This is a genomic window from Pseudarthrobacter sp. L1SW, assembly GCF_020809045.1.
Taxonomy (GTDB): domain Bacteria; phylum Actinomycetota; class Actinomycetes; order Actinomycetales; family Micrococcaceae; genus Arthrobacter.
This window is the reverse complement of record NZ_CP078079.1, coordinates 1,255,582-1,278,343: the sequence shown is the minus strand read 5'-3', so window position 1 is coordinate 1,278,343 and position 22,762 is coordinate 1,255,582. Positions and strand designations below refer to the sequence as shown.

Below are 22,762 nucleotides of genomic sequence, written 5' to 3'. Positions count from 1 at the left end.
TTACTTGCCCTCTTCTGTAGGTGCCGGGGTACTTGAGGAATCTGTGGTGGCCGCCTGGGCCAGTTCAGCGGAGCGGGTCCCCGGGCGGTTGGCCGCGACCCATCCCTCGGCATTGCGCTGGACGGCAACGGTCACCGCGAGCGCTCCCGCCGGCACGTCCTTGCGGATCACGGCGCCGGCGCCGCTGTAGGCCCCGTCCCCCACGGTGACCGGGGCAACGAACACCGTGTTGGAACCTGTCCGGACACCCGAGCCGATGACCGTTCGGTGCTTCTTCTCGCCGTCGTAATTTGCCGTGATGTTGCCGCAGCCGATGTTGGTGTCCTCGCCGATTTCGGCATCGCCGGCATATCCGAGGTGTGACAGCTTGGAGCCGCGCCCAATGGTCACGTTCTTGGTTTCGTAGAAGGCACCGATCTTGCCGGTATCCCCCAGGACAGTGCCCGGACGCAGGTAGGTGAAGGGCCCGACGGCGGCGCCCGCACCGATGATGGCGCCGGATCCGTGGGTGCGGGTGACCTTTGCGCCCTCGCCGATGGCGACATCCGTCAGGGTGGTGTCGGGGCCGACGACGGCGTCCCTCGCCACGGTGGTGTCGCCGTGCAGTTGGGTGTTGGGAAGGATCCGGACGTCCTCGTCCAGGGTTACGGACGAGTCGATCCAGGTGGTGGCGGGGTCCACTACCGTGACGCCGGCGCGCATCCAGGCCTCAACGGTGCGGCGGTTCAGTTCTGCGCCGAGGGCGGAAAGCTGGACGCGGTCGTTGGCGCCTTCCACCTGCCAGCGGTCCGCGGTGACGACGGCGGCAACGCGGCCGCCTGCCTTCCGTGCGAGTCCGAGCACATCAGTGAGGTATTTCTCGCCCTGCGAGTTGTCGGTGGTGACGTGGGTGAGTGCGTCCCGGAGTACGGCGGCGTCAAAGGCATAAATGCCGGAGTTGACCTCACGGATCAGGCGTTCGGCGTCGGAAGCGTCCTTGTGCTCCCGGATGCCCGTGACGGTGCCGTCCTCACCGCGAAGGATCCGGCCGTAGCCGGTGGCATCGTCAAGATCGGCGGTCAGCACAGTCACGGCGTTGGCCTCGCGCTGGTGCGTGGCAACCAGTTCCGCGAGCAGTTCGCCGGAGAGCAGGGGCACGTCGCCGTAGGTGACCACCACGGTGCCCGTAAGGTCCTCTTCCGCGTCCAGGGCCTGCAGGGCCACTTCCACTGCCCGGCCCGTACCGGGAATGTCGTCCTGGTCCACGATCAGGGCCGCAGGGTCCAGTTCGGCGACGTGGCGTGCCACCAGGTCGCGTTCGTGGCGGACCACGATGGCCAGCTGCCTGGGGTTGACGCTGCGGGCGGCCAGCAAGGCGTGGCCCACCATGGACCGGCCGCCGATCTCATGGAGGATCTTGGGGGTACGCGACTTCATCCGCGTACCGGCGCCTGCCGCCAGGACGATTACTGCGGCCGGGCCGGTATTCTCGGGGATCACGTACGGGCTCTCCTTGCTTGGTTACGCTTGGCGCTTACGGTATCCGGCCAGATTTGCGGGCGGCACCGTATGTCATCCTACTGAACGCTCCTCGCACAGCAGTTCCGCCCATAGGATTCGAACCTATACTCCACGGCTCCAAAGGCCGGGGTGCTGCCATTACACCAGAGCGGACCATGCCCTGGCGCGCGGCCGGGCACAAGTAGTTATTTTGCCACGGGTTCGGGGCGCCGCGCGACACGGACCGTTCATCCCCCGTTCCCGTCCCGCCCCTCCGCTTTCCCGGTGCGGCCCGAGCGCCGCGAATTCCGCCGGGAACGCTTAGTGCATGATGGAACGGTGAGCAACAACCCCCCGCGGAGACGGATGACCGGACTTCAGCGGCGGAGCCAGCTGATCGACGTCGGACGCGGCCTCTTCGCTGTCCGGGGGCTCGACGGCACCACCATCGAAGAAATTGCGGCCTGCGCCGGAGTGTCCAAACCTGTCATCTACGAACACTTCGGCTCCAAGGAGGGCCTGTACACCCAGGTGGTGGACCACGAGTTCCGGCTCCTCCTGGACTCGATCAACGCTGCCCTTACCGAGGAAGCGAAGCCGCGCGTCCTGGTGGAACGTGCCGCCCTGGCCCTGCTCACCTACATCGAGGAGCGCACGGAAGGCTTCCGGATCCTGATGCGGGACGCGCCGCCGTCGCAGCCGGAAGGCGCCTTCTCCACGCTGCTCTCGCACGTGACCGCGAAGGTGGAGCACATCCTCTCCGACGAGTTCGACCGCCGCGGCTTCAGCGCGCGGGACGGCGCCATGTACGCCCAAATGCTCGTTGGCATGGTGGCCATGACCGGCCAATGGTGGCAGGACTCCCGCCAGCCCGACAAGCACACGGTGGCCGCCCACCTGGTCAACCTCGCCTGGAACGGCCTGACCGGCCTCAAAAAGGACCCGGAACTGCAGTCTGAACTCTAGGCCTCGCCGTGGTTCCGTCCGCGGCGAAGGGGGTCATCCTCTGCATGCTGGCTCGTTCCTCGCCTCTGACGCATGCTGCCGGATAACCCCCTTCCCCGCTTGTGAGGGTCAGTCGCCCAGGAGTTCCGAGGACTCCAGCCATTCGAGTTCCAGGGCGTCCTTTTCGTCGGCCAGGTCCTTGAGCTGCTTGTTCTGTTCTGCCAGGGCGTCGAAGTCGGACTTCTCCGTGCTCTTGACCATGTCGTCGTGAAGCTTCTTTTCCAGCTGGTCCAGCTTCTTGATCTGCCGTTCGATCCTGTTGAGGGCCTTCCGCGCGTCGCGCTTCTCTGCTTCTGAGGCGCCGGCGGGGGCTGCGGGGCTGCTGCCGGCGCTGGTGGCGGGGTTGCCGCCGCCGGTGACGGTGGATCCGGCCAGCGCTGATTCGCGCAGCTCGAGGTACTGGTCCACGCCGCCGGGCAGGCCGCGGAGCTTGCCGTCGCCGAGGAGTGCCATCTGGTGGTCGGTGACCCTTTCCAGCAGGTAGCGGTCATGGCTGACCACCACCAGCGTTCCGGGCCAGCCGTCCAGGACGTCCTCGACGGCGGCGAGGGTGTCGGTGTCAAGGTCGTTGGTGGGTTCGTCCAGCATCAGCACGTTGGGTTCGCCAACCAGCAGCCGGAGGAGCTGGAGCCGGCGGCGTTCGCCACCGGACAGGTCCTTGACCGGGGTCCACTGCTTCTCGTTGGTGAAGCCCAGCTGTTCCACCAGCTGGCCGGCACTGAATTCCTTGCCGCCCACGTTGAAGGACCGCTTCTCCCGCTCAATCACTTCGATGACGCGGAGGTCCTTGACGTCGTCGAGTTCCTTGACCTCCTGGGTCAGGACAGCGGTAACCACGGTCTTGCCCCGCTTGACCTTGCCGGCGTCCGGCGTGATCTCACCGTTGAGGAGCTTCAGGAGCGTGGTCTTGCCGGCACCGTTGACGCCCACCAGCCCCAGGCGTTCGCCGGGGGCAAGGCGCAGGGTGATGTTGTCGAAGAGCTTCCGCCCGTCGTCGGCGCCCTGGAAGTCGAGGGAAACATTCTCCAGGTCCAGCACGTCCTTGCCCTGGCGCGCCGTGGCCATCTTGCTGAGGGCCATGGAGTCCCGGGGCTCAGGCACGTCGGCGATGAGGGCGTTGGCGGCCTCGATCCTGAACTTCGGCTTTGCCGTCCGCGCCGGTGCACCGCGGCGGAGCCAGGCGAGTTCCTTCTTCACCAGTTGCTGGCGCTTGCCCTCAACAACCGACGCCATACGGTCCCGCTCGGCACGGGCCAGCACGTATGCGGCATAACCGCCTTCAAAGGGGTCAACGATCCCGTCGTGGACTTCCCAGGTCTTATTGCAGACTTCGTCGAGGAACCACCGGTCGTGGGTCACCACCAGGAAGGCGCCCTGGTTGGCCCGCCAGCGCGTCTTCAGGTGGCGCGAAAGCCAGGCCACACCCTCCACGTCCAGGTGGTTAGTGGGCTCGTCCAGCATGATGACGTCGTGGTCCTCGATCAGCAGCTTGGCCAGCGCCACTCGCCGCTTCTGGCCGCCGGAGAGCGCGTGGACGTTGGCATGCCAATCGACGTCGGACACCAGCCCGCCCATGATCTCGCGGATCTGCGGATTCCTCGCCCACTCGTAATCCGCCTGGTCCCCCACGATCGCCGCGCCTACCGTCAGGTCGCCGTCGAGCACGTCGCTTTGGTCCAGGTAGCCCACGTTGACGTCGCCGCGCTTGGTGACGCGGCCCGAATCCGGAGTGGAGCGCAAGGCCAGCAACCGCATCAGGGTGGATTTACCATCGCCGTTGCGCCCCACCATGCCGATCCTGTCACCCTCTTCGAGCCCCAGGGTGATGCCGTCAAGGACGGTTCGGGTTGCGTAGGAGACCGTGAGGTTCTCGCCGCCAAGAAGGTGTGCCAAAAGGAACTGCTTTCTGCTTCAGGTAAAGACTGGAGTTTTAGAGGAGGGTGTCGGAAATGATGCGCGCCCCCGGGACCGGGCCGTGGACGGCGAGGGCCGTCAAGCCGTAGTGCCGCAGATCCGTGGCCAGGCCTTCAGCGGCCACCGAATCATCAGCCAGCAGGGCCACCGTTGGCCCCGATCCGGAGACGATGCCCGCAATAGCTCCGTGCGATTCTCCGATACCCAGCGTATCGCGCAGGGCGGGCGCCAGTTCAATGGACGCCCTCTGAAGGTCGTTGACCAGGACGCGGCTCAGCGCTTCGGCGTCACCCCCGCGCAAGGCGGTAAGGATCTTCGGGTCCACCCCGGTGGGTTCGGCGGCGTTGATGCCGGCCGCTTCCCGGAGGCGGTCAAGGGTTCGGTACACCTCGGGCGTGGGGAGTCCGTAGTCTGCGGTTACTAAAACCCAGTGGGTCTGCGCTTTGGCCAGCGCCGGCGAGAGCTCGTCGCCAACGCCCAGGCCAACGGCTGTGCCGCCGAGGAGGGAAAAGGGGACGTCGGCACCCAGCTCGGCTGCCAGGTGCGCCAGCTCTTCCCGGGACAGCCCACTGTTCCAGAGGGCGTCGCATGCCAGCAGGGTTGCGGCAGCATCGGCCGATCCGCCGCCCATGCCTCCGGCCACAGGCACGCGCTTGGTGATTTCCAGGTGGACTCCGGTGGTGTGCTCGGAGACGTCCGCCATGATCGCGGCTGCCTTGTGGGCAAGGTTGCTTCCGTCGAGCGGGATGTCTGCGGCATCCAGGTCCACCGTGCTGGCGGGGCTGAGGCTGATGGTAATCCCGGGCGCCTCCGTGCTGGTGGCGGCCACTTCCTCGTAGAGGGAAACCGCCAGGTAGACGCTGGCGACCGAGTGGTAGCCGTCCGGACGCAGCGGCCCCACTTCCAGTGAGACGTTCACCTTCCCGGGGGCTTTGACGCGGACAGTCCTGGCAGCGAACCGTCCCGCCAGGGCGCTCATGCCAGCGCCTGCTTGGCTTCCGCGATTTTCGCGAAGGCTTCGATGCCGATGACCTCGCCCCTGGCGGTGGGGTCGACGCCGGCCGCGACGAGGCAGCGCTCTGCTTCCGGCGCCCCGCCGGCCCAACCGGCCAGGGCGGCCCTCAAGGTCTTGCGCCGCTGGGCGAAGGCGGCGTCCACCACGGCGAAGACCTGTTCCCTGGTGGCTGTGGTGACCGGGGGCTCGCGCCGGGTGAAGGCCACCAGACCCGAATGGATTTTGGGGGCCGGCCAGAAAACGTTCATGCCGATCACTCCGGCTTTGCGCATCTGGCTGTACCAGGCGGCCTTGACCGACGGAACACCGTAGGTTTTGGAACCCGGGCCTGCGGCCAGCCGGTCCGCAACCTCGTCCTGGACCATCACCAGCCCGTGCTGGAGGCTGGGGAAGTGCTGGAGGAGGTGCAGCACCACAGGAACGGCGACGTTATACGGCAGGTTGGCCACCAGCGCGGTGGGCTGCACCGGCAGCTCCGTGACCTTCATGGCATCGGCGTGCACAAGGTGGAAGGACCCCGCGGCGGCCGGGCGCCACTCCTTAACTGTTTCCGGCAGTTTGGCGGCGAGCACCGGGTCAATTTCAACTGCCACCACCGAGGCCGCGGCATCGAGCAGTCCGAGGGTCAGGGATCCCAGTCCCGGTCCCACCTCCAGCACGGTCTCGTCCGGGCGCACGTCCGCGGCGGCGACGATCCTGCGGATGGTGTTGCCGTCGATGACGAAGTTCTGGCCGAGGGTCTTGGTGGGGCGGACGCCGATCTCCTCCGCGAGCCGGCGAATGTCGGATGCACCGAACAGCGGTGCGGGCGCGGGGATCGGTTCAGTCACCTAGGTATCCTATCCCGCGCGGCATATCGGGCCCCGCCGGGAGAACAACCAGGGCGAAACAGGCAGGGCGAAGCAGGCACGGAGAAACTGCCAACGAGAAACCGGGCCGGAGGAATCTGACCCGAAAGCCGCCCGGTTAAACGGCTGCGGCCGGGCCCGCGTATCCGGGACCGGCCGCAGCGCCCTGGCGGGCGGGCAAAGACGTTGGTCAGCTGGTGGCAGCCCAGCCGCAACCCCAGGGCTGCAGGCCGCGCTGGGCGTAGACGCGGTTGGCGATGTCGATCTGCTGGGCCTTGGTGGCCAGGCTGGCGTTGGGGGCGTACGCGCCGCCGCCGGAGCCAATCCAGGTCCGGATGTCGAACTGCAGGCCGCCGTAGTAGCCGTTGCCGCTGTTGATGCTCCAGTTTCCACCGGACTCGCACTGGGCAATCTTGTCCCACATGGCTTCGTTCATCATTGCCGGAGCAGCTGCGCCGGTGTTGGTTCCTGCGGCTGCGGGGCCAGCCTGCGCAACGGGCTTGGGCTTGGTGCCCACGGTGACCTTCTCAGCCACGGGCTGGACCGAAACAGTCTCCGACACCAGGGTGCGGGAGGCTTCGCGGCCGTCCACCATGACCAGCTTGAAGGTCTTCTCCAGCTTGCCGGCGGCACCCTTCTGGGTAACTTCCTTTTCGCCCTTAAGCAGTTCAGCGCTCTCACTGGCAACCGTCTCGAAGGGGACGGCCTCGCTGGTCACCGCGGTCTGGCTGTTGTCCACGCGGGAGACCTTGATCACCATGTTGTTCACCACGTGCGCGTTGGCCGGCTGCGAGGTGCGGTCGTTGGCACCAAGTGTCAGGCCGGCATCTTCGAGGACCTTGCCCACGGTGCCGGCGGTGGTGGTGGCAGTGTCCACCTTGCCGTCGGCAACAATGCTGACGCTCTTGGGGGTGGAGATGGAAACGTAGGATCCGGCAACGGAAAGCTGGGCATCCTTGGGGACGGAAACCGAGGACGCACTGGCCACACCAAGTTCAGTGACCAGGCCCGCGACGTCCTGGGCCGTGGTGTTCACCGTTTTCTCGGCGCCATCGAGGCTCACCTTGACTTCTTTGGCCTTGTTGACGTTGATGACCGTGCCGTTCTGGACCGACGCATCGACGGCAGGGGACACACGGTCCGCAGGGTTGAGTTCCAGATTGGCGCTCTTGACCACCTGGCCAACCGTTCCGCCGAACGTCTGCACGGACGAGACCTTGCCGTCAACATTGAGTGTGATGGTCTTGTTATTGCCGACGAAGGCTACTAGGCCCACCACCAGTGCGCAGAGCACCAGCAGTTGCGCGCCAACCTTGACGAAGCTGAACTTGCCGTCCGACGTAAAGAACTTGATCACGATTGCCCGTAACTTTAGGTCCATCCGGGCACGGGGAAACGCGCAATAAAATGCCCGGTACCGCCGTGAAGGGCAGTCCGGGCACCGTTGCACCGCCAAAAACTCCGCTCAACGCGCAGGCCGGGGCAACGCCCGGCAGCCTGCTGCAGAAAGAAGTGAATTACCCGCTGGCCTTCCCCGACCCCGGCTAATATTTGTCCACTGTAACCGTAGCGTTATAAACCAGCCAACAATTCTGCATACCGGGTATCTAGATGGTAACGCCTGGCCAACGTCGGCTTAGTCCCAAGTTCCGTATGCCCGCACGGTATTTTCCCCGATTACGGCGCACAGCTCCGCAAGGTCTGTTCCTGTCAATTCGGCCATGGCCCGGACCGTGTAAGGGACCATGTAACTGGCGTTCGGCCTCCCGCGGTGGGGATGCGGCGTAAGGAACGGCGCATCGGTTTCCACCAGGACCAGGCCGGGGTCCGCAGCGGCGAGGGCCCGGCGTAGATTCGCCGCGTTCCGGAAGGTCAACGTACCTGCGAAGGACATCCACCACCCTTCCTCGTTGCAGATCCTCGCCAGCCCTTCATCACCGGAGAAACAGTGGAAGACCACCCGCCCGGGTGCGCCTTCTTCCCTTAGTACCTGGACGACGTCGTCATGCGCGTCCCGGTCGTGGATCTGGAGCGTGAGGTCCAGGCGCTTGGCGATGTCGATATGGCGCCGGAAGGAGTACCGCTGATGCGCCAGCCCCTCCCCCTCGGTGCGGTAAAAATCGAGTCCGGTCTCCCCGATCGCCCGGATGCGGGGGTGGGAGGCGAGCTGCTCAATCTCTGCGAGCGCTTCTTCCAGTTGGCCCCGGGCGGCGTAGCGGGGGGCGTCGTTGGGATGCAGCGCCACCGCCCCCAGCAGCCGTTCGTCCAGGTCCACCGCCCGGACAGTGAAGCGGGACGATTCAAGGTCGCAGCCCACCTGCACTGCCCCCTGGACGCCCACAGCCGCGGCCGCATCCATCGCCGCCTTCACCCCGACAGGGGCGTGTCCATCCGGGAAGTCAAGGTGGGTGTGGTTGTCCATAACGGGCACCGGCAGGGGTTCCGGGGCTGGCGGAAACGCCTTTTGCCGCGAACTCCCCGGTTCCGGTGCGCCTGCCGTTGCAGGGTCCTGGTAGGCGGCGGGAGGAAGCGAAGTGCACATCCGTCCAGCCTAGCCGCGGATGGTGCCGCATATTTGTCGGAACTCTCTGTCTGCCGTGGCAGTTGTGTTAGTAGTCTGGTACGAAGACATGCGAACGCCCACCCGACGGGCGAAGGCAGGCTTGCTGTCCCGTCCAGGTGAACCCGGGCTGAAAGGTTGCCGATGGAACCCCACCGACGCATTGCCAACGATGTGAGCGCTGTGAACCGGAACCTGGCGGGCATCGCGGACCCCGTCAGCCATTTGAACGGCCACCGCCCCGCAGCCATGGACGCTGCTTCCTTCCACGCGGCGAGCCAGCGCATCCTCACGTCCGTTAACACTGTCATCGATGGGAAATCCGACGCCGCCAAACTGGCGCTGACCGTGCTGCTGGCCCAGGGGCACCTCCTGCTGGAGGATGTCCCTGGGGTGGGTAAAACACTCCTCGCCAAGACGCTGGCGCGCACCATCGACTGCACCGTCAACCGGATCCAGTTCACCCCGGACCTGCTGCCGTCCGACGTGACGGGTGTGTCCATCTACAACCAGTCCACCCGGCAGTTTGAGTTCCGCCCGGGCGCTGTCTTCGCCAACATAGTCATCGGCGACGAAATCAACCGCGCCTCGGCCAAAACCCAGTCCGCGCTGCTCGAATGCATGGAAGAGCACCAGGTGACGGTGGACGGCAACTCGTACCGGCTCGACGAGCCGTTTATGGTGGTCGCCACCCAGAACCCCATCGAAATGGAAGGGACCTACCCGCTGCCGGAGGCCCAGCGGGACCGTTTCATGGCCAGGATCTCCATGGGATACCCGGACAAGGACGCCGAGATCGAGATGCTCGAAACGCACCAGGCCACCTCCCCCCTGGCCAAGGTCTCTGCCGTTGTCACCGCCGCAGAGGTGGCCGCCATGGTCACCACCGTCCAGCAGGTTTACGTGTCCCAGGCGGTCAAGGAGTACACCGTGTCCGTGGGCAGGGCCACCAGGGAAAGCCCACTGCTGCGGCTGGGCGCCAGCCCCCGGTCCATGCTGCAGCTGCTGCGCGCGGCGAAGGCCACCGCAGCCCTCGACGGGCGCGACTTCGTCCTGCCGGACGACGTCGTCCACGTCGCCGAAGCCGTCCTGGCACACCGGATCATCCTGGACCGCAAGGCTGCGGGCGCCGGCGAAACCCCACACAGTGTCCTGAGGGGGATCCTGTCCCGCCTTCCCGTCACGCCCGGGACCGCGGGAGCCGGCACCAGGGCTCCCGGGTCCGCCGGCAGGACGGCTGCCCCGGTCACCGGCCTGGGCAGGAACCACTAGGCGGCTGCCATGGCGCTGCTGGACCGGGTGCCCCGGCACCTCTTCACCACACGCGGCTGGGGCATGATCTGCGCCGGCGGCATTGCCCTCGGGGCCGCGTACATCATGGGCCGCCGGGACCTGCTGACCTTGAGCGTGCTCCTCATTGTCCTTCCCCTGGTTTCCCTGGCCGGAATCCGGCTGGTGAAGCCCCGGTTCAAGGTGTACCGCGAGTTCAACCCCTCCCCCGTGGAAACGTCCGCGTCCACAACCGTGCGGCTCGCGGTGGCAAGGACGGGAACCGGCAGCGGCAGGGCCACCATGGAGGAGCGGCTGCCGGCCCGCCTGGGCGAGTCGCCTGCCTTCCGGTTCCCTTCCCGGTCCGCCACCGGCGGCATCAGCCGGTACGAGTACCACTTGCGGTCAGCCCGGCGCGGACAGTTCCTCATTGGCCCGGTCACGGCGGAGTTCACGGACCCGTTCGGCCTATCGCTGCATCGCCAGGCGATAGACGACGGCGACGTCCTCACCGTGACGCCCGCCGCCGTCGTGCTTCCCTTGACGGGGCTGGCCGGTGCCCGGGGCAACGACGGCATCACGGCCACCCGGATCCGGGCCAATCCCAGCGACGACGACGTCATGACCCGCGAGTACCGGCACGGGGACCCGATGCGGCGGGTGCACTGGGCCGCCACTGCACGCCATGGTGACCTCATGGTGCGGCAGGAGGAGTCGGTCACCACTCCCGAAGCAACCATCATCATGGACCACCGGCACGGTGCATTCTCCGGCGGCTCCGGTGCAGGTCCTGCCGGGCAGGAGGGCCCGGACGGGCATCCGGTGGCCAGCAGCGCGGCCTTTGAATGGAGCGTCGTGGCGGTCATGTCGATCAGTGCGCACCTGGCGGAGCGAAACTACGCCCTGCGCCTGCTGGACACCGCGGGCGGGCCGGCCTTCCTGCACTCGCCGTCCGCCCCCGAACCTGAGGCGGAGGAGTACAGCGGTGGTGCCGGGCTCCAGTCCATCGGGGAAAGCCTTGCCGCCATCCACCTGACCGGATCCCACCACGCCCGCCGCGACGATGTCCTTCGCGGCTGGGCGGGCAAGGCGGCCAACGGCGACCGCACCTCCCATGACCCGGGGCCGGAAGCCTTCGACGACGTCCTCATGGACAAGCTGTCCGCGCACCGTATGCGGGGTCCCGTGATCGCGGTCCTGGGATCCATTTCGCGCATGGAGGCCCTTGCCCTGGCCCCGGCGGCGGGCTATGCCACCAATGCTTTTGCCATCATCGCCACCGAAAAGCCGGCAGAGTATGCGGACGTCCTGGAGGTGCTTCGCCAGGGAGGCTGGCGGGCTGTAGCCATTGCCCCCTCGGTTCCTGTTGCGGCGGCGTGGAGCCAGTTCGACCAGGAACTGGCCATACCCGCCCCGACCACGGACGTTCGCCGCGGGACGGGGGTGGCCCTGTGACCATGGCACCGGCCCGCAAGCATGGAACGGGACGGCCGTCCGGGACCCAGGGGGAAGAGCCCGCCGTACGGCCCCGCGTTGGCGCTTATCCCTGGGCCATGGCCGGTGCTATTGCCCTGGCCGTCTGCGGCGCCGCTCTCTCGCTGAATGGAGTGCTTCGGGGCTGGGGCTGGTACTGGCCCGTACTGACCACCGTCCTGGTGGTCAGCTTCACCCTGGCTGCCCTCCGGTCCCTGCGCGCCCAGCCACTGCTGGTGACGGCAGGCGGTTTCCTCTCCCTGGGTGCCATCCTGACGCTGACCTTTTTCCGCAGTTCGAGCTTCGCCGGGGTTTTCCCCACCGGGGGCAGCTTTGGCGAACTGGACCGCCTGATCCGGCGCGCCAGCGAGACCGTCCTGTCCGAGACCGCCCCTGTGGCACCAAACGTAGGCATAGTCATGGTTGTCTGCGCGGTCCTGGGCCTGGCGGTCATCCTGGTGGATGCCCTTGCGCTGCCGCTCGGCATGCCGGCTGCTACAGGGGTGGGGCTGCTGGCCATCCTCGTGGTGCCTGCGATGATCAAGCCGCAGAGCGTGGGCTTGTGGGGATTCGCCGCCACAGTGGCCGGATACCTGATGATCCTTGGCTGCAGCCAGTATTTCGCCCCCGACGCCCGGTTCCAGACCGATGCTTCCCGGAGCCCGGGACACCTGCGGCGCGCCCTGCTCACCGGGTCCGTTGCACTCGCTGCGACCCTGGTGGTGCCCCTAGCCATTCCCGGCTTTGACCAGGGCACCTTTCCGCAGGGGTCCCGCCTCAATCCGTGGGGCACGTCAACCGGGCTGAACCCCATGATCACGCTGGGCAACAGCCTGCGCACCCCTGACGGAAGCGGACGGATCACCTACGCCACCAATGCATCCATGCCGCTGTACCTTCGCTCCGTCACCGTGGACAATTTCGACGGCGACTCCTGGGGCCCGGACGACCGTGACGCCTCCCGCCTGCCGATGGGCGGCCGGATCGACCCCGGTTATCCGGTCCTTGCCGACGAACAGCTCCGGCTGGTCACGGCCATCGACGCCGGCAGCTTCAACAGCCCCTACCTTCCTGCGCCCTATGCCCCCGAAACGGTCCGCGGGCTTAGCGGCCGGTGGACCTGGGACCCGGCCACCTTGAGCATCAAGGGGTCCGACACCACAACGTCACGGAGGCAGGAGTACCTGGTCACGTCCTCCGTGCCGAAACTGACGGCCGGGCTCCTGGCGCAATCCTCGGCAGCCGTCCAGGGCATCCCGGAGGACTTTACCCGGATCCCGGGCAACGTTCCCCAGATCGTCCGCACCACTGCAGATGCCGTGGCCGGGACAGGCACGCCCTACCAGAAGGCGATGGCAATCCAGAAGTACCTGCGCTCGGCCGAGTTCACCTACTCCCTGCAGTCTCCGGTGCAGGGCGGCTACGACGGCAACGGGCTCTCGGTGCTGGCTGACTTCCTGCAGCAGAAGAGCGGATACTGCATCCATTACGCGTCCGCCATGGCCGTCATGGCAAGGCTGGAAGGGATCCCCAGCCGGATCGCCGTAGGGTACGCCCCCGGCAGGCTCACCGGCGCCACCGTGACCGTGGCCGGGCAGGGAGCACTGCCGGAATATGAGGTGGACGCACGCGATGCCCACGCCTGGCCGGAACTTTACTTCCAGGGGCTCGGCTGGGTGCCCTTCGAGCCCACGCCTTCCCGCGGTGTGGTTCCCGAGTACGCTACGGAATCATCGGTCTCTGCGGCCCCCGACGCACTGGACAACAACCAGGACCTGATCCCGGGCGCCACTCCCACTCCCCTTCCCGCGCCGAGCGCCGCCCCGCTGCCCGCCCCGGGCGGTGGCGGCGGAAGCACCGATACTGGCTTCCTGCTCCTGCCGTGGCTGCTGGGCGCCGGCGGCCTCCTGGGAGCGGTGCTCCTTGTGGCCGCCCCCCGGCTGGTGCGGGCGGGCATCCGGGCAAGGCGGCTCCGGCCCCAGGACCCGGGCAAGGCTGTGCCCCTGGGATGGCGCGAATTGCTGGACCTCGGCACAGACTACGGGCTGCGACCCGGCGCCAGCGAGACACCCCGGGCCTATTCGGCGCGGCTCCGCGGCACACTGCTGGGCGACCCGGAAGGCCTGGACCGGCCCGCGCACCAGGCAGCCGTTGCGCTCACGGAAGACTTCGAACGCCACAGCTACGGCCGCCCGCCCCGCCCCGTCCCTGAACAGGAAGCCGGCGGTGCAAAGTCCAGCGTCGCCCGTGGCGGGGCAACCATAGCGGCCGAGGTGGCGGCCGTGGAAGAAACACTGCGCGCCAACGCCCCGTTCAGGCGGCGGCTGCAGGCGGCGTGGATCCCGCCGTCGGTCATGCACGCGCTGGGGCGCTTTCTCACCGCCCCGTTCCGCGCCACAGGCCGCGTCCTGGCCAAGACGGCAAAAGCCGCCGCGCGCTCCTGGCCTGTTCATTCCAGGCAAGGACCGCACGACGGCGTCCACCGGCGAAGCGGGGGCTGACCCGCTACCAGTGGAGGGCGTTAGCCGGCGTAGGGGTCGGCGATTCCGATGTACTGCGTGTAGAGGTACTCCTCGATGCCTTCAAGGCCGCCTTCACGCCCCAGGCCGGACTGCTTGACCCCGCCGAACGGGGCAGCGGCGTTCGAGATGACGCCGGCGTTCAGGCCCAGCATGCCGGTCTCGAGCCGCTCACCCATCCGGATGCCGCGGTTCAGGTCCTTGGTGAAGACGTAAGCCACCAGGCCGTATTCGGTGTTGTTGGCCAGGCGGACGGCGTCATCCTCGCTGCTGAACGTGATGATCGGTGCCACGGGGCCGAAGATCTCCTCTGAAAGGATGCGCGTGCCTTCGGCGACACCGGAAAGGATGGTGGGCTGGTAGAAGTAGCCCGGACCCTCCACGGGCCCGCCGCCCAGGACGGCCTTGGCGCCGGAGGCAACGGCGTCGGAGACGAGTTCATGGACCTTGTCCCGGCTCTTGGCGTCGATCAGCGGGCCCACCTTGGACTCTGGCTCGGTGCCGCGGGCGGTGGTCATTTCCTTCATCTTCGCCGCGAATTTTTCCGCGAACCCGGCGGCGATGGACTCGTGCACGATAAAGCGGTTCGCTGCCGTGCAGGCCTCGCCCATGTTGCGCAGCTTGGCGAGCATCGCCCCTGCGACGGCGGCATCCAGGTCTGCGTCCTCGAAGACAATGAAGGGTGCGTTGCCGCCAAGCTCCATGGAGGTGCGGAGGACTGTTCCGGAGGCGTCGGCGAGAAGCCGGCGGCCCACCTCCGTGGACCCGGTGAACGAGAGTTTCCGCAGCCGGGAGTCCTTGATCAGCGGCCCGGTAGTGGCACCTGCCGTTGAGGTGGGGATGACATTCAGGACGCCGGCCGGCAGGCCCGCTTCCATCATGACGGCGGCGAACAACTGGGAGGTCAGCGGGGTGAGGTTCGCCGACTTGAGGACCATGGTGCAGCCGGCGGCGACGGCAGGGGCGATCTTGCGGGTGGCCATGGCCAGCGGGAAGTTCCAGGGCGTGATCAGCAGGCAGGGTCCCACCGGCTTCTTGGTCACCAGCAGGCGCGACTTGCCATCCGGAGACACGGAGTAGCGGCCGAAGGCACGGACGGCTTCCTCCGAGAACCAGCGCAGGAACTCGGCGCCGTAAGTGACCTCGCCGCGGGCTTCGGCCAGCGGCTTGCCCATTTCCATGGTCATCAGCAGCGCGAAGTCCTCGGCGCGCGCGGTCACCAGTTCGAAGGCCCGCCGGAGGATTTCGCCCCGCTCGCGGGGAGGAACCTTGGCCCACGACTCCTGCGCGGCTGCGGCGGCGTCCAGGGCTGCGGCACCGTCCTCGGGTCCGGCGTCGGCGAGGCTCAGCAGCACTTTCCCCGTGGCGGGATCTTCGACGTCGAAGGTCTTCCCGGAGACGGCGTCGCGCCATTCGCCGTTGATGAGCAGGCCAGTGGGGACAGAGGCCAGAAGGGCGCTTTCGCGGTCTGCGGAAACGGCCGGCTGTGCAGTGACAGTCACGATGACTCCCTCGTCAGTAGGGTTGGTGCAGCCCTTCGGCAGCGGCCGGAGTGACCGGGGCCATACAGGCTGGATTACTGCCAGACTACTGCGGCGGCTTCACGCTGGTCTACGCCGTTGCGCACTGCCGGGCCGCGCTGGTGCTGTGCAGCTGCACAGCCGGCAGCCGCCCGTGCGGGGACCTCAGCGGGCCGCCAGCACCGCCGAATAGAGCTCCCTTTTGCTCACGCGGACGTCCTCCGCAACGGCTGCCACGGCCTCCTTGAGCCGGATGCCCTGGGCCACGAGTTCGTTCACCGCTGCCACATGGTCCTCCGGCGTGCCTGCCGCCTGCTCGGGCGCCCCGCCAAGGACAACGGCGATCTCTCCCCTGATCTCAGTGCTTTCCGCCCAGGCCAAAAGTTCACCGAGGGTGCCACGGATGACTTCTTCATACGTTTTGGTCAGTTCGCGGCACACCGCAACGGGCCGGTCCGGCCCAAACCGTTCCCGCAGTGCCCTGAGCATTGCCTCCAGCCGGTGCGGTGCCTCGAAGAACACCATGGTCCGTTGCTCCCCGGCAAGGTCCGCCAGGCGCGACGCCCTCTCCCCGGCCTTCCGCGGAAGGAAGCCTTCAAAGCAGAAGCGGTCCGTGGGCAGGCCGGACAGCGCCAGGGCGGTCAGGACTGCTGAGGGTCCAGGGACGGCGGTGACCGTGAGCCCCGCCGCCACGGCACCTTGCACCAGCCGGAACCCGGGGTCTGACACCGAGGGCATGCCGGCGTCGGTAACCATCACCAGGGTGCTCCCTGCCCGGACCTGGTCCAGCAGTTCGGCGGTCTTCGCAGCTTCATTGTGTTCGTGGTAGCTGATAACGCGTCCGGCCACGGTCACGCCCAGGCTCTGGACCAGGCGGTGCAGGCGGCGGGTGTCCTCGGCGGCCACGATGTCAGCGGTTCCCAGCAGCTCCACCAGCCTTGCGGAAGCATCCCCGGTGTTACCGATTGGAGTAGCGGCAAGCACGATGCGCCCTGCAGTTGCCGGGCCGGATTCTGGAGGGGTGCTGGGGTTAGGGTCCACGCCACCAGCCTACTGCTGCGGGGGACCGCCAGCCGCAAACGGTAGCATGGGGCTCGTGACGCAGACCTCGACGCGGCCGGGCGGGACCGGACACGCCGCCCCCGCAGCACCGGGCAGTGGAACAGGGACGACGCCGGGCAGTCCGGGGAGTACCGCGAAGCGGCCGTGGGTCAGCCGCCCCGCCGAGGCGTTCACGGTGGAAGCCCTCACGGCCAGGCTCCTGGGAAGCGCCCAGACATGGCGCGACTATCCGCCGTCGCTGCGGCTGTGGCTCCTGCTGGTTCCCGTCCTGACCGCCCTTGCCGGCGGAATCCTGCGGTTTGTCCGGCTTGACGCCCCGCCCAAGCTGGTCTTTGACGAAACGTACTATGTGAAGGACGCGTACTCCTACCTGGTCAGCGGCTACGAACGAAGCTGGCCGGACAAGGCCAACGATGCGTTCAACGCCGGAAACCCGGGAGTGCTGCTGGAGACCCCCGAGTACGTGGTCCATCCGCCCGTGGGCAAGTGGATGATCACCGCGGGGATGTGGCTCTTCGGCCCGGACAACCCCTTTGGCTGGCGCTTCTCGGCCGCACTGACCGGAACGCTGTCTATCTTGCTGCTGTCCCTGATCGCCCTGAAGCTGTTCCGGTCCCTCCCCCTGGCGGGCGCCGCGGGACTTCTGCTGGCCGTCGACGGCCACCACCTGGTGATGTCCCGGACCTCGCTGCTGGACATCTTCCTGATGTTCTGGGTGCTCGCCGCGTTTGGCGCCCTGCTGCTTGACCGGGATGACGGCCGGCGCCGGCTCGCGGTCCGGCTGGCCCGGGCTGCCGCAGGAAACGGCGGCCGCCCCACCGCCGCCCACCTGCTCTCCGGGCCTTGGCTGGGCGTCCGCTGGTGGCGGGTGGCAGCAGGAGTCTGCCTGGGGCTCGCCGTTGGGACCAAATGGTCCGGCCTGTTTTTCCTGGCCGGGTTTGGACTCCTTACCGTCCTCTGGGACCTGAGCGCCCGGCGCGTGGCAGGCATCCGCGGCTGGATCAGCGGCGGCCTCATCAAGGACGGTATCCCGGCGTTCGTGGGCATGGTTCCGGTGGCCGGCGTGGTCTACGCGGCGGCCTGGACCGGCTGGTTCCGGTCCGACAACGCCTACTTCCGCCGGTGGGCGGAGACCAACCCCTCCGCCGAGTGGGGCTGGCTGCCGGACTCTGTCCGTTCGCTGGCCCACTACCACCAGGAGGCCTATACGTTCCACCAGGGCCTCGGCTCGGAGCACCCGTATGAGGCATCCGCCTGGAGCTGGCTGGTACTCGGCAGGCCGACGTCGTTCTTTTACGAATCGCCGCAACAAGGAACGCCCGGCTGCGCAGTGGAAAAATGCACCTCTGCGATCCTCTCCGTCGGAAACCCCCTGATCTGGTGGGGTGCAGCGATATCCCTGGTGGTCGTGCTGTTCTGGTGGGCCGGACGCCGGGACTGGCGCGCCGGGGCGGTGCTCGCCGGTGTGGCCGCGGGATACCTGCCGTGGTTCCTGTACCCCGAACGGACCATGTTCTACTTCTATGCGGTGTCCTTTGAACCGTTCCTCATCCTGGCTCTGGCGTACTGCCTGGGGCTCGTCCTGGGCAAAGCCGCTGACCCGCCCTGGCGCCGCCGCTCGGGCCTGTACCTGGTTGCCCTTTTTGTGGCCGCCGCCGTCCTCCTGTCAGCCTTCTTCTACCCCATCTGGACTGCCGAAGTCATCCCCTACGAGGACTGGAAAGTCCGGATGTGGATGCCGTCCTGGATCTAGGGCAGGATGGCATCAGACCCCCGACGGAGCCGCTGCCGCGGCGTGGCAGCGGAAACGGAGACCTGCTGTGAGAGAAGCGAGCACCGAACTGCTGGTTGAGCTTGACGCCGCCAGCAACGTGACCGACCTGCTGCTGGAGCAGCATGCGGCCAACCCCGCCCATGCCCTGTACCGCAGGAAGGGGCCCAACGGCTGGGTGGACGTCACTGCCCACAAGTTCCTGCAGGATGTCAGCGCCCTGGCCAAGGGCCTGATCGCCGGCGGCATCGAACCGGGCGACGCCGTGGCCGTGATGTCCCCCACCTCCTACGAATGGACCCTGGTCGACTTCGCCATTTGGTTCGCGGGCGGCGTGACAGTGCCCATCTATGAGACGTCCTCCGCGCGCCAGGTGGAGTGGATCATCCAGGATGCCGGCGTGCGCCGCGTGTTTGCCGGGGACCGGGCCACAGTGGACCTGGTCACCGGCGTACTGGAGGGGTCCTTCCTGCTGAGGGACCGGCTGGTCAACGTGGTGCGGATGGATTACGACGGCGAGGCACCGGACCTTGCCAGCCTCGCCGCTGCCGGCACCGGGGTTACGGACGCGGAGCTTGAGCGGCACCGCAGCCGCGCCGGGCTGGACGACGTCGCGTCCCTGGTGTACACGTCGGGCACCACGGGAAATCCCAAGGGGTGCGAGATTACGCATGGAAACTTCGCGCTGGTGGCGAAGAACATCGTGGCGTTCCTTCCGGAGCTGCTGCTGCAGGACCAGGCCCGTACCCTGATGTTCCTGCCGCTGGCCCATGTCCTGGCCCGCGCGGTGCAGGTAGTGTGCCTGGCCGCCGGCGCCACCCTGGGCCATACCCCGGGAGCCGCCCAGCTCCTTGAGGACCTGGGCACGTTCCGGCCCACTTTCCTGCTGGTGGTCCCCCGGATCTTCGAAAAAGTCAGGGCCACCGCCGCGCACAAGGCGGCCCTCGCGGGCAAGGCCGGACTCTTCCGGGCCGCCTCTGCCGCGGCCATCGAGTTCTCCCAGGAAGAGGATAAGCGCAACCGCGGGAAGGGCAGCGGACCCGGGCTGCTCTGCCGGATCCGCCATGGAATCTTTGACCGGCTGCTGTATCCGCGCCTTCGCCAGGCCCTCGGCGGGCAGGTGGGGTACACGGTATCCGGCGCCAGTCCGTTGGCCCTCGAGGACGCCCACTTCTTCCGCGGCGCAGGGATCCCGGTGCTGGAAGGCTACGGGCTGACCGAAACCACGGCGCCGTGCACGGCCAACACACCGTCGCGGACCCGGGTGGGCTCGGTGGGGATACCCATCCCCGGCACCACCATCCGGGTGGCGGAAGACGGTGAGATCCTGGTCAAGGGGATCGGCGTCTTCAAGGGCTACCACGCCAACCGGGCCGCGAACGCCGAGGCTTTTGTTGACGGGTTTTTCCGGACCGGCGACCTCGGGGAACTGGATCCGGAGGGGTTCCTCACCGTCACGGGCCGCAAGAAGGACCTGCTGGTCACTGCGGGCGGCAAGAACGTGGCGCCGGGTCCGCTCGAGGAAAAGATCCGTTCACACCCGCTGGTGGCCCATGCCGTGGTGGTCGGCGACGGGAAGCCCTTTGTGTCGGCGCTGGTCACCCTCGACCCTGAGGGCCTGGACAACTGGCGCTCCGAACTGGGCCTGCCCGCCCTGGCCGCCGGCGACGCGGTCAAGGACCCGGACGTCGTCGCGGCGGTCCAGGGTGCGGTGGACCAGGCCAACCTGCTGGTGTCCAAAGCCGAGTCCATCCGGAGCTTCAGGCTCCTTGACGCCCAGTTCACCATGGAGTCGGGACACCTGACCCCTTCGCTCAAACTGAAGCGTGCCGCCGTCGTGCGTGACTACGGCGACGAGATCGCGAAGCTGTACGCCTGAACCCCCGGTTTCGGCCAGGCTGCGGTGGAGCCAGCTGGCCGGACCGCCGGCCTGGCCTGGTTACTCGGCCATGGTTGCTCGGGGCCTCGTTACTCCTGGATTGGTTACTCCTGGCTTGGGGCGGGAGCCGGTTCGTCCTTCACCAGGCCGCGCCTGCGGCGGGTGGGCCAGGTGAGGATGAGCGTCACGAGCGCCGTCAGCAGCACCAGGGCGGCGATCACCATCCCGGCATCGATCCAGAACTGGCCCGGGAAGAGCCGGATCAGGGTGTCATCCATGCTGAAGGTCCAGGTGCCGTCGGCGAAGAAGATCCGGTGGAACTCGGTAAAGAACTGCTGCCAGCCCAGGAACGCCAGCGTCCCCAGGCCCAGGATCAGGACCAGGGTGACGATGGAACCGGCGAACAGGCCCCGCCGGACTCCCCCGATGCTTCGCTTGCGCAGGTAAAGGACGGCAATAAGACCCACCAGGAGCAGCAGGACGCCCGCGCCGAAGGTTGACAGGATCACCAGCTTGACGTCCGCCATGTGGCTGACCTCGCCGTCCTTGAACAGCTTGTCTCCGCCCCGGTGCACCAGGTCGCCCAGGTAACGGGGGCCGGACCAGTTGCTGAGGTAATCCACGGCATAGGAGCCGTAGGTCATCCGGTCATCCGCGCTGAAGCCGTACCCGTCGCCGGGGAATCCGGGGCGGTTGTATTCCACCCACAGGAACAGCGGGCTGGTCACCGCCCGGACAGCCAGGATCAGCAGGATCACCGGGAAGAAGATGGCGAGCAGCACCTGCATGACGCGCGGTGCCACCGGTTTGGCGTTCGCGGCACTCTCCCGCTGGGCGTTGCGCCGCTCCACCTCTTCCTCCGGCGGCCGGACCTGCAGCGCGGACGTGGCCAGGGGCTCCCTGAAGACCGGCGAACCGTCCTCGCCGTCGGGGCCGGCGGCGGCTTCGGCTGCTTTCCTGTCCGCCCTGGTCTCCGGACGGCCGGTCCCCTCCGGAACGCTTGGCTTCGCCTCTTCATCGCTGGCAGGGCCAGCGCCCTTCGTGCCAGTGGTGGCGGAAGCAGCGGCGGAACGGTCAGCCGTGGATGAGGCAGGGGCTGCGGTGGCTGGAGCGGCCGAGGACCCGGAGGTTGTGCCGGAACCGCCGGCTGCGGTGGAACCGCTGCCGGGTGTCAGCCAGGAAAACGCGGGCTCGTCGGAGTCCCCGGAGGTATCCAGGAGGGGTTCCGGCTGCGGCTCCGGGCTTTTGGCGCGGGCCGGTGTTTCGTCTTTCACAGCAGGTCACTTCCGTCGAATGTCCGCGCCGGGCAGGGGTCAGCAGGCGCGCTTTATCTGTTGACGAGCCTACCGTCCGCGCCTTCTGCTGGGCGAGGAACCACCCCGGACGGATTACAACGATTCAGGCAGCGATTTCCTGGTAGCCCGCGTCCTCACGCCGCAGGTCCCCGCGTTCTCCGGCCAGGTAAGCCGGCCTGCCCCACCTCAGCACGTAGAACCAGTACGCGGCCAGGACTGCGGCGCCGATGGCGATCTTGGCCCACACGGGCAACGCGCTGGGGGTGACGAATCCTTCCACCAGGCCGGAGACGAACAGCACCAGCACCAGGCCCAGTGCCACGGTGATCAGGGACCGGCCTTCCTCGGCCACCGCCCTCCCCCTGGTACGCGGGCCTGGCGAAACCATTGCCCAGAAGATCCGGAGGCCGGCGGCGCAGGCGATGAAGACCGCCGTGAGTTCCATCAGTCCGTGCGGCAGGATGTAGCTGAAGAAAACGTCGCTCTTGCCGGCAGCCGCAAAAATCCCGGCGGCAATTCCCACGCCCTGGGCGTTGCCGAACAGGATCATCGGAACCCAGAAGCCCGTGATCCCCAGGGCCACAGCCTGGGCACTGATCCAGGCGTTGTTGGTCCATACGGCGCCTGCGAAGGACGCAGCGGGGTTCTCGGAATAGTAATTGATGAAGTCTTCCTCGACGTACTGCCGCGCCGCCGCCTCCGAGGCTACTGCCCGCAGCGCTTCCGGGGACGTGCCGATCCACAGGGCATACGCCGCACCGATGAGGGTGAACGCCGTGCCGCAGGCAAGCGTCAGCCAGGTCAACCGGTAGAACGCGGCCGGAAGAGCCACCACGAAAAACCGCGCCAGGTCCGCCATGGGGTTGGACCGGGCACCGGTGAAGCGCGTCCTGGCCTGCGCAAGGGTGGCGGACAGCGAGGCGGAGAGCCCGCTTTCGGGCGCAACCGAGCGGATCAGGGACAGGTGCGCGGACGTGGACTGGTACAGGGTCAGCAGTTCATCAGCCTCGCGGCCGCTGAGCCTGCCCTTGGAGGCAAGCTGGTGCAGCCGTGCCCACTTGTCCGCGTTGACGGCGGAGAAGGCGTCAATATCCACGGGACCAGCCTAGCGCCACCGCACTAGACTGTGAGCGACCACACCGGAAGCCTGGAG

At 67.5% G+C, this 22,762-nt stretch carries 16 protein-coding genes and 1 tRNA gene; 6 read left to right on the top strand and 11 right to left on the bottom strand.

Annotated elements, in window-relative coordinates:
• Positions 1-1,479 carry a bifunctional UDP-N-acetylglucosamine diphosphorylase/glucosamine-1-phosphate N-acetyltransferase GlmU gene (glmU, locus tag KTR40_RS05955; RefSeq protein WP_139028550.1) on the bottom strand — a complete coding sequence of 493 codons (1,479 nt, stop codon included), beginning with the start codon at positions 1,477-1,479 and terminating at the stop codon, positions 1-3.
• A 102-nt stretch (positions 1,480-1,581) separates the two neighbouring features.
• A tRNA-Gln gene (locus tag KTR40_RS05950) sits at positions 1,582-1,653 on the bottom strand.
• Between the two features lie 165 nt (positions 1,654-1,818).
• On the opposite strand from KTR40_RS05950, the gene KTR40_RS05945 reads away from it, so the two are divergent.
• Positions 1,819-2,445: a TetR/AcrR family transcriptional regulator gene (locus KTR40_RS05945; RefSeq protein ID WP_139028549.1), complete on the top strand. Its 627-nt coding sequence runs from the start codon at positions 1,819-1,821 to the stop codon at positions 2,443-2,445.
• A 108-nt stretch (positions 2,446-2,553) separates the two neighbouring features.
• Here the strand turns inward: KTR40_RS05945 and KTR40_RS05940 are convergent, their stop codons facing one another.
• From KTR40_RS05940 to KTR40_RS05920, 5 genes are all read right to left on the bottom strand, one after another.
• On the bottom strand, positions 2,554-4,377 hold the full coding sequence (locus KTR40_RS05940; RefSeq protein WP_228405592.1) for an ABC-F family ATP-binding cassette domain-containing protein: 1,824 nt from the start codon (positions 4,375-4,377) through the stop codon (positions 2,554-2,556).
• Between the two features lie 37 nt (positions 4,378-4,414).
• Positions 4,415-5,377: a 4-(cytidine 5'-diphospho)-2-C-methyl-D-erythritol kinase gene (locus KTR40_RS05935; RefSeq protein WP_228405591.1), complete on the bottom strand. Its 963-nt coding sequence runs from the start codon at positions 5,375-5,377 to the stop codon at positions 4,415-4,417.
• Positions 5,374-6,243 (bottom strand): 16S rRNA (adenine(1518)-N(6)/adenine(1519)-N(6))-dimethyltransferase RsmA, encoded by an 870-nt coding sequence (rsmA, locus tag KTR40_RS05930; protein WP_139028546.1) that lies wholly within the window; start codon positions 6,241-6,243, stop codon positions 5,374-5,376. Before rsmA ends, KTR40_RS05935 begins: the two co-directional genes overlap by 4 nt.
• A gap of 208 nt (positions 6,244-6,451) precedes the next feature.
• Positions 6,452-7,642, bottom strand: a complete 1,191-nt coding sequence (locus KTR40_RS05925; protein ID WP_171058952.1) for a resuscitation-promoting factor — start codon at positions 7,640-7,642, stop codon at positions 6,452-6,454.
• Between the two features lie 255 nt (positions 7,643-7,897).
• Positions 7,898-8,803: a TatD family hydrolase gene (locus tag KTR40_RS05920; protein WP_228405590.1), complete on the bottom strand. Its 906-nt coding sequence runs from the start codon at positions 8,801-8,803 to the stop codon at positions 7,898-7,900.
• 162 nt (positions 8,804-8,965) lie between these two features.
• On the opposite strand from KTR40_RS05920, the gene KTR40_RS05915 reads away from it, so the two are divergent.
• Genes KTR40_RS05915 through KTR40_RS05905 form a run of 3 tightly spaced genes read left to right on the top strand, consistent with a single transcriptional unit; the run spans position 8,966 to position 14,064 of the window.
• Positions 8,966-10,093 carry a MoxR family ATPase gene (locus tag KTR40_RS05915; protein ID WP_139028544.1) on the top strand — a complete coding sequence of 376 codons (1,128 nt, stop codon included), beginning with the start codon at positions 8,966-8,968 and terminating at the stop codon, positions 10,091-10,093.
• Positions 10,094-10,102: 9 nt separating this feature from the next.
• A complete protein-coding gene (locus KTR40_RS05910) occupies positions 10,103-11,545 on the top strand; it encodes a DUF58 domain-containing protein (RefSeq protein WP_228405589.1) in 1,443 nt (480 codons plus the stop codon).
• Positions 11,542-14,064, top strand: coding sequence for a DUF3488 and transglutaminase-like domain-containing protein (locus KTR40_RS05905; RefSeq protein WP_228405588.1), 2,523 nt, complete (start codon positions 11,542-11,544; stop codon positions 14,062-14,064). Before KTR40_RS05910 ends, KTR40_RS05905 begins: the two co-directional genes overlap by 4 nt.
• Positions 14,065-14,084: 20 nt before the next feature.
• Here the strand turns inward: KTR40_RS05905 and KTR40_RS05900 are convergent, their stop codons facing one another.
• Both KTR40_RS05900 and rsmI read right to left on the bottom strand, forming a co-directional pair.
• Positions 14,085-15,584 (bottom strand): NAD-dependent succinate-semialdehyde dehydrogenase, encoded by a 1,500-nt coding sequence (locus KTR40_RS05900; protein ID WP_139028541.1) that lies wholly within the window; start codon positions 15,582-15,584, stop codon positions 14,085-14,087.
• Between the two features lie 183 nt (positions 15,585-15,767).
• Positions 15,768-16,643 (bottom strand): 16S rRNA (cytidine(1402)-2'-O)-methyltransferase, encoded by an 876-nt coding sequence (gene rsmI / locus KTR40_RS05895; RefSeq protein ID WP_228405587.1) that lies wholly within the window; start codon positions 16,641-16,643, stop codon positions 15,768-15,770.
• A gap of 46 nt (positions 16,644-16,689) precedes the next feature.
• Here rsmI and KTR40_RS05890 point away from each other — a divergent pair, with 46 nt between their 5' ends.
• Together KTR40_RS05890 and KTR40_RS05885 are read left to right on the top strand one after the other, a co-directional pair.
• The gene (locus KTR40_RS05890; RefSeq protein WP_228405586.1) at positions 16,690-18,417 is read left to right on the top strand and encodes a dolichyl-phosphate-mannose--protein mannosyltransferase; all 1,728 of its coding nucleotides are present in this window, start codon (positions 16,690-16,692) and stop codon (positions 18,415-18,417) included.
• A gap of 67 nt (positions 18,418-18,484) precedes the next feature.
• Entirely contained in the window at positions 18,485-20,314 is a 1,830-nt protein-coding gene (locus tag KTR40_RS05885; protein WP_228405585.1) for a long-chain fatty acid--CoA ligase, read from the top strand.
• A 104-nt stretch (positions 20,315-20,418) separates the two neighbouring features.
• On the opposite strand, the gene KTR40_RS05880 is transcribed toward KTR40_RS05885, so the two are convergent.
• Complete coding sequence (locus KTR40_RS05880; RefSeq protein ID WP_228405584.1) at positions 20,419-21,588, bottom strand: TIGR01906 family membrane protein; 1,170 nt, start codon at positions 21,586-21,588, stop codon at positions 20,419-20,421.
• A gap of 124 nt (positions 21,589-21,712) precedes the next feature.
• Complete coding sequence (locus tag KTR40_RS05875) at positions 21,713-22,705, bottom strand: stage II sporulation protein M (RefSeq protein WP_228405583.1); 993 nt, start codon at positions 22,703-22,705, stop codon at positions 21,713-21,715.
• Positions 22,706-22,762 lie beyond the last annotated feature (57 nt).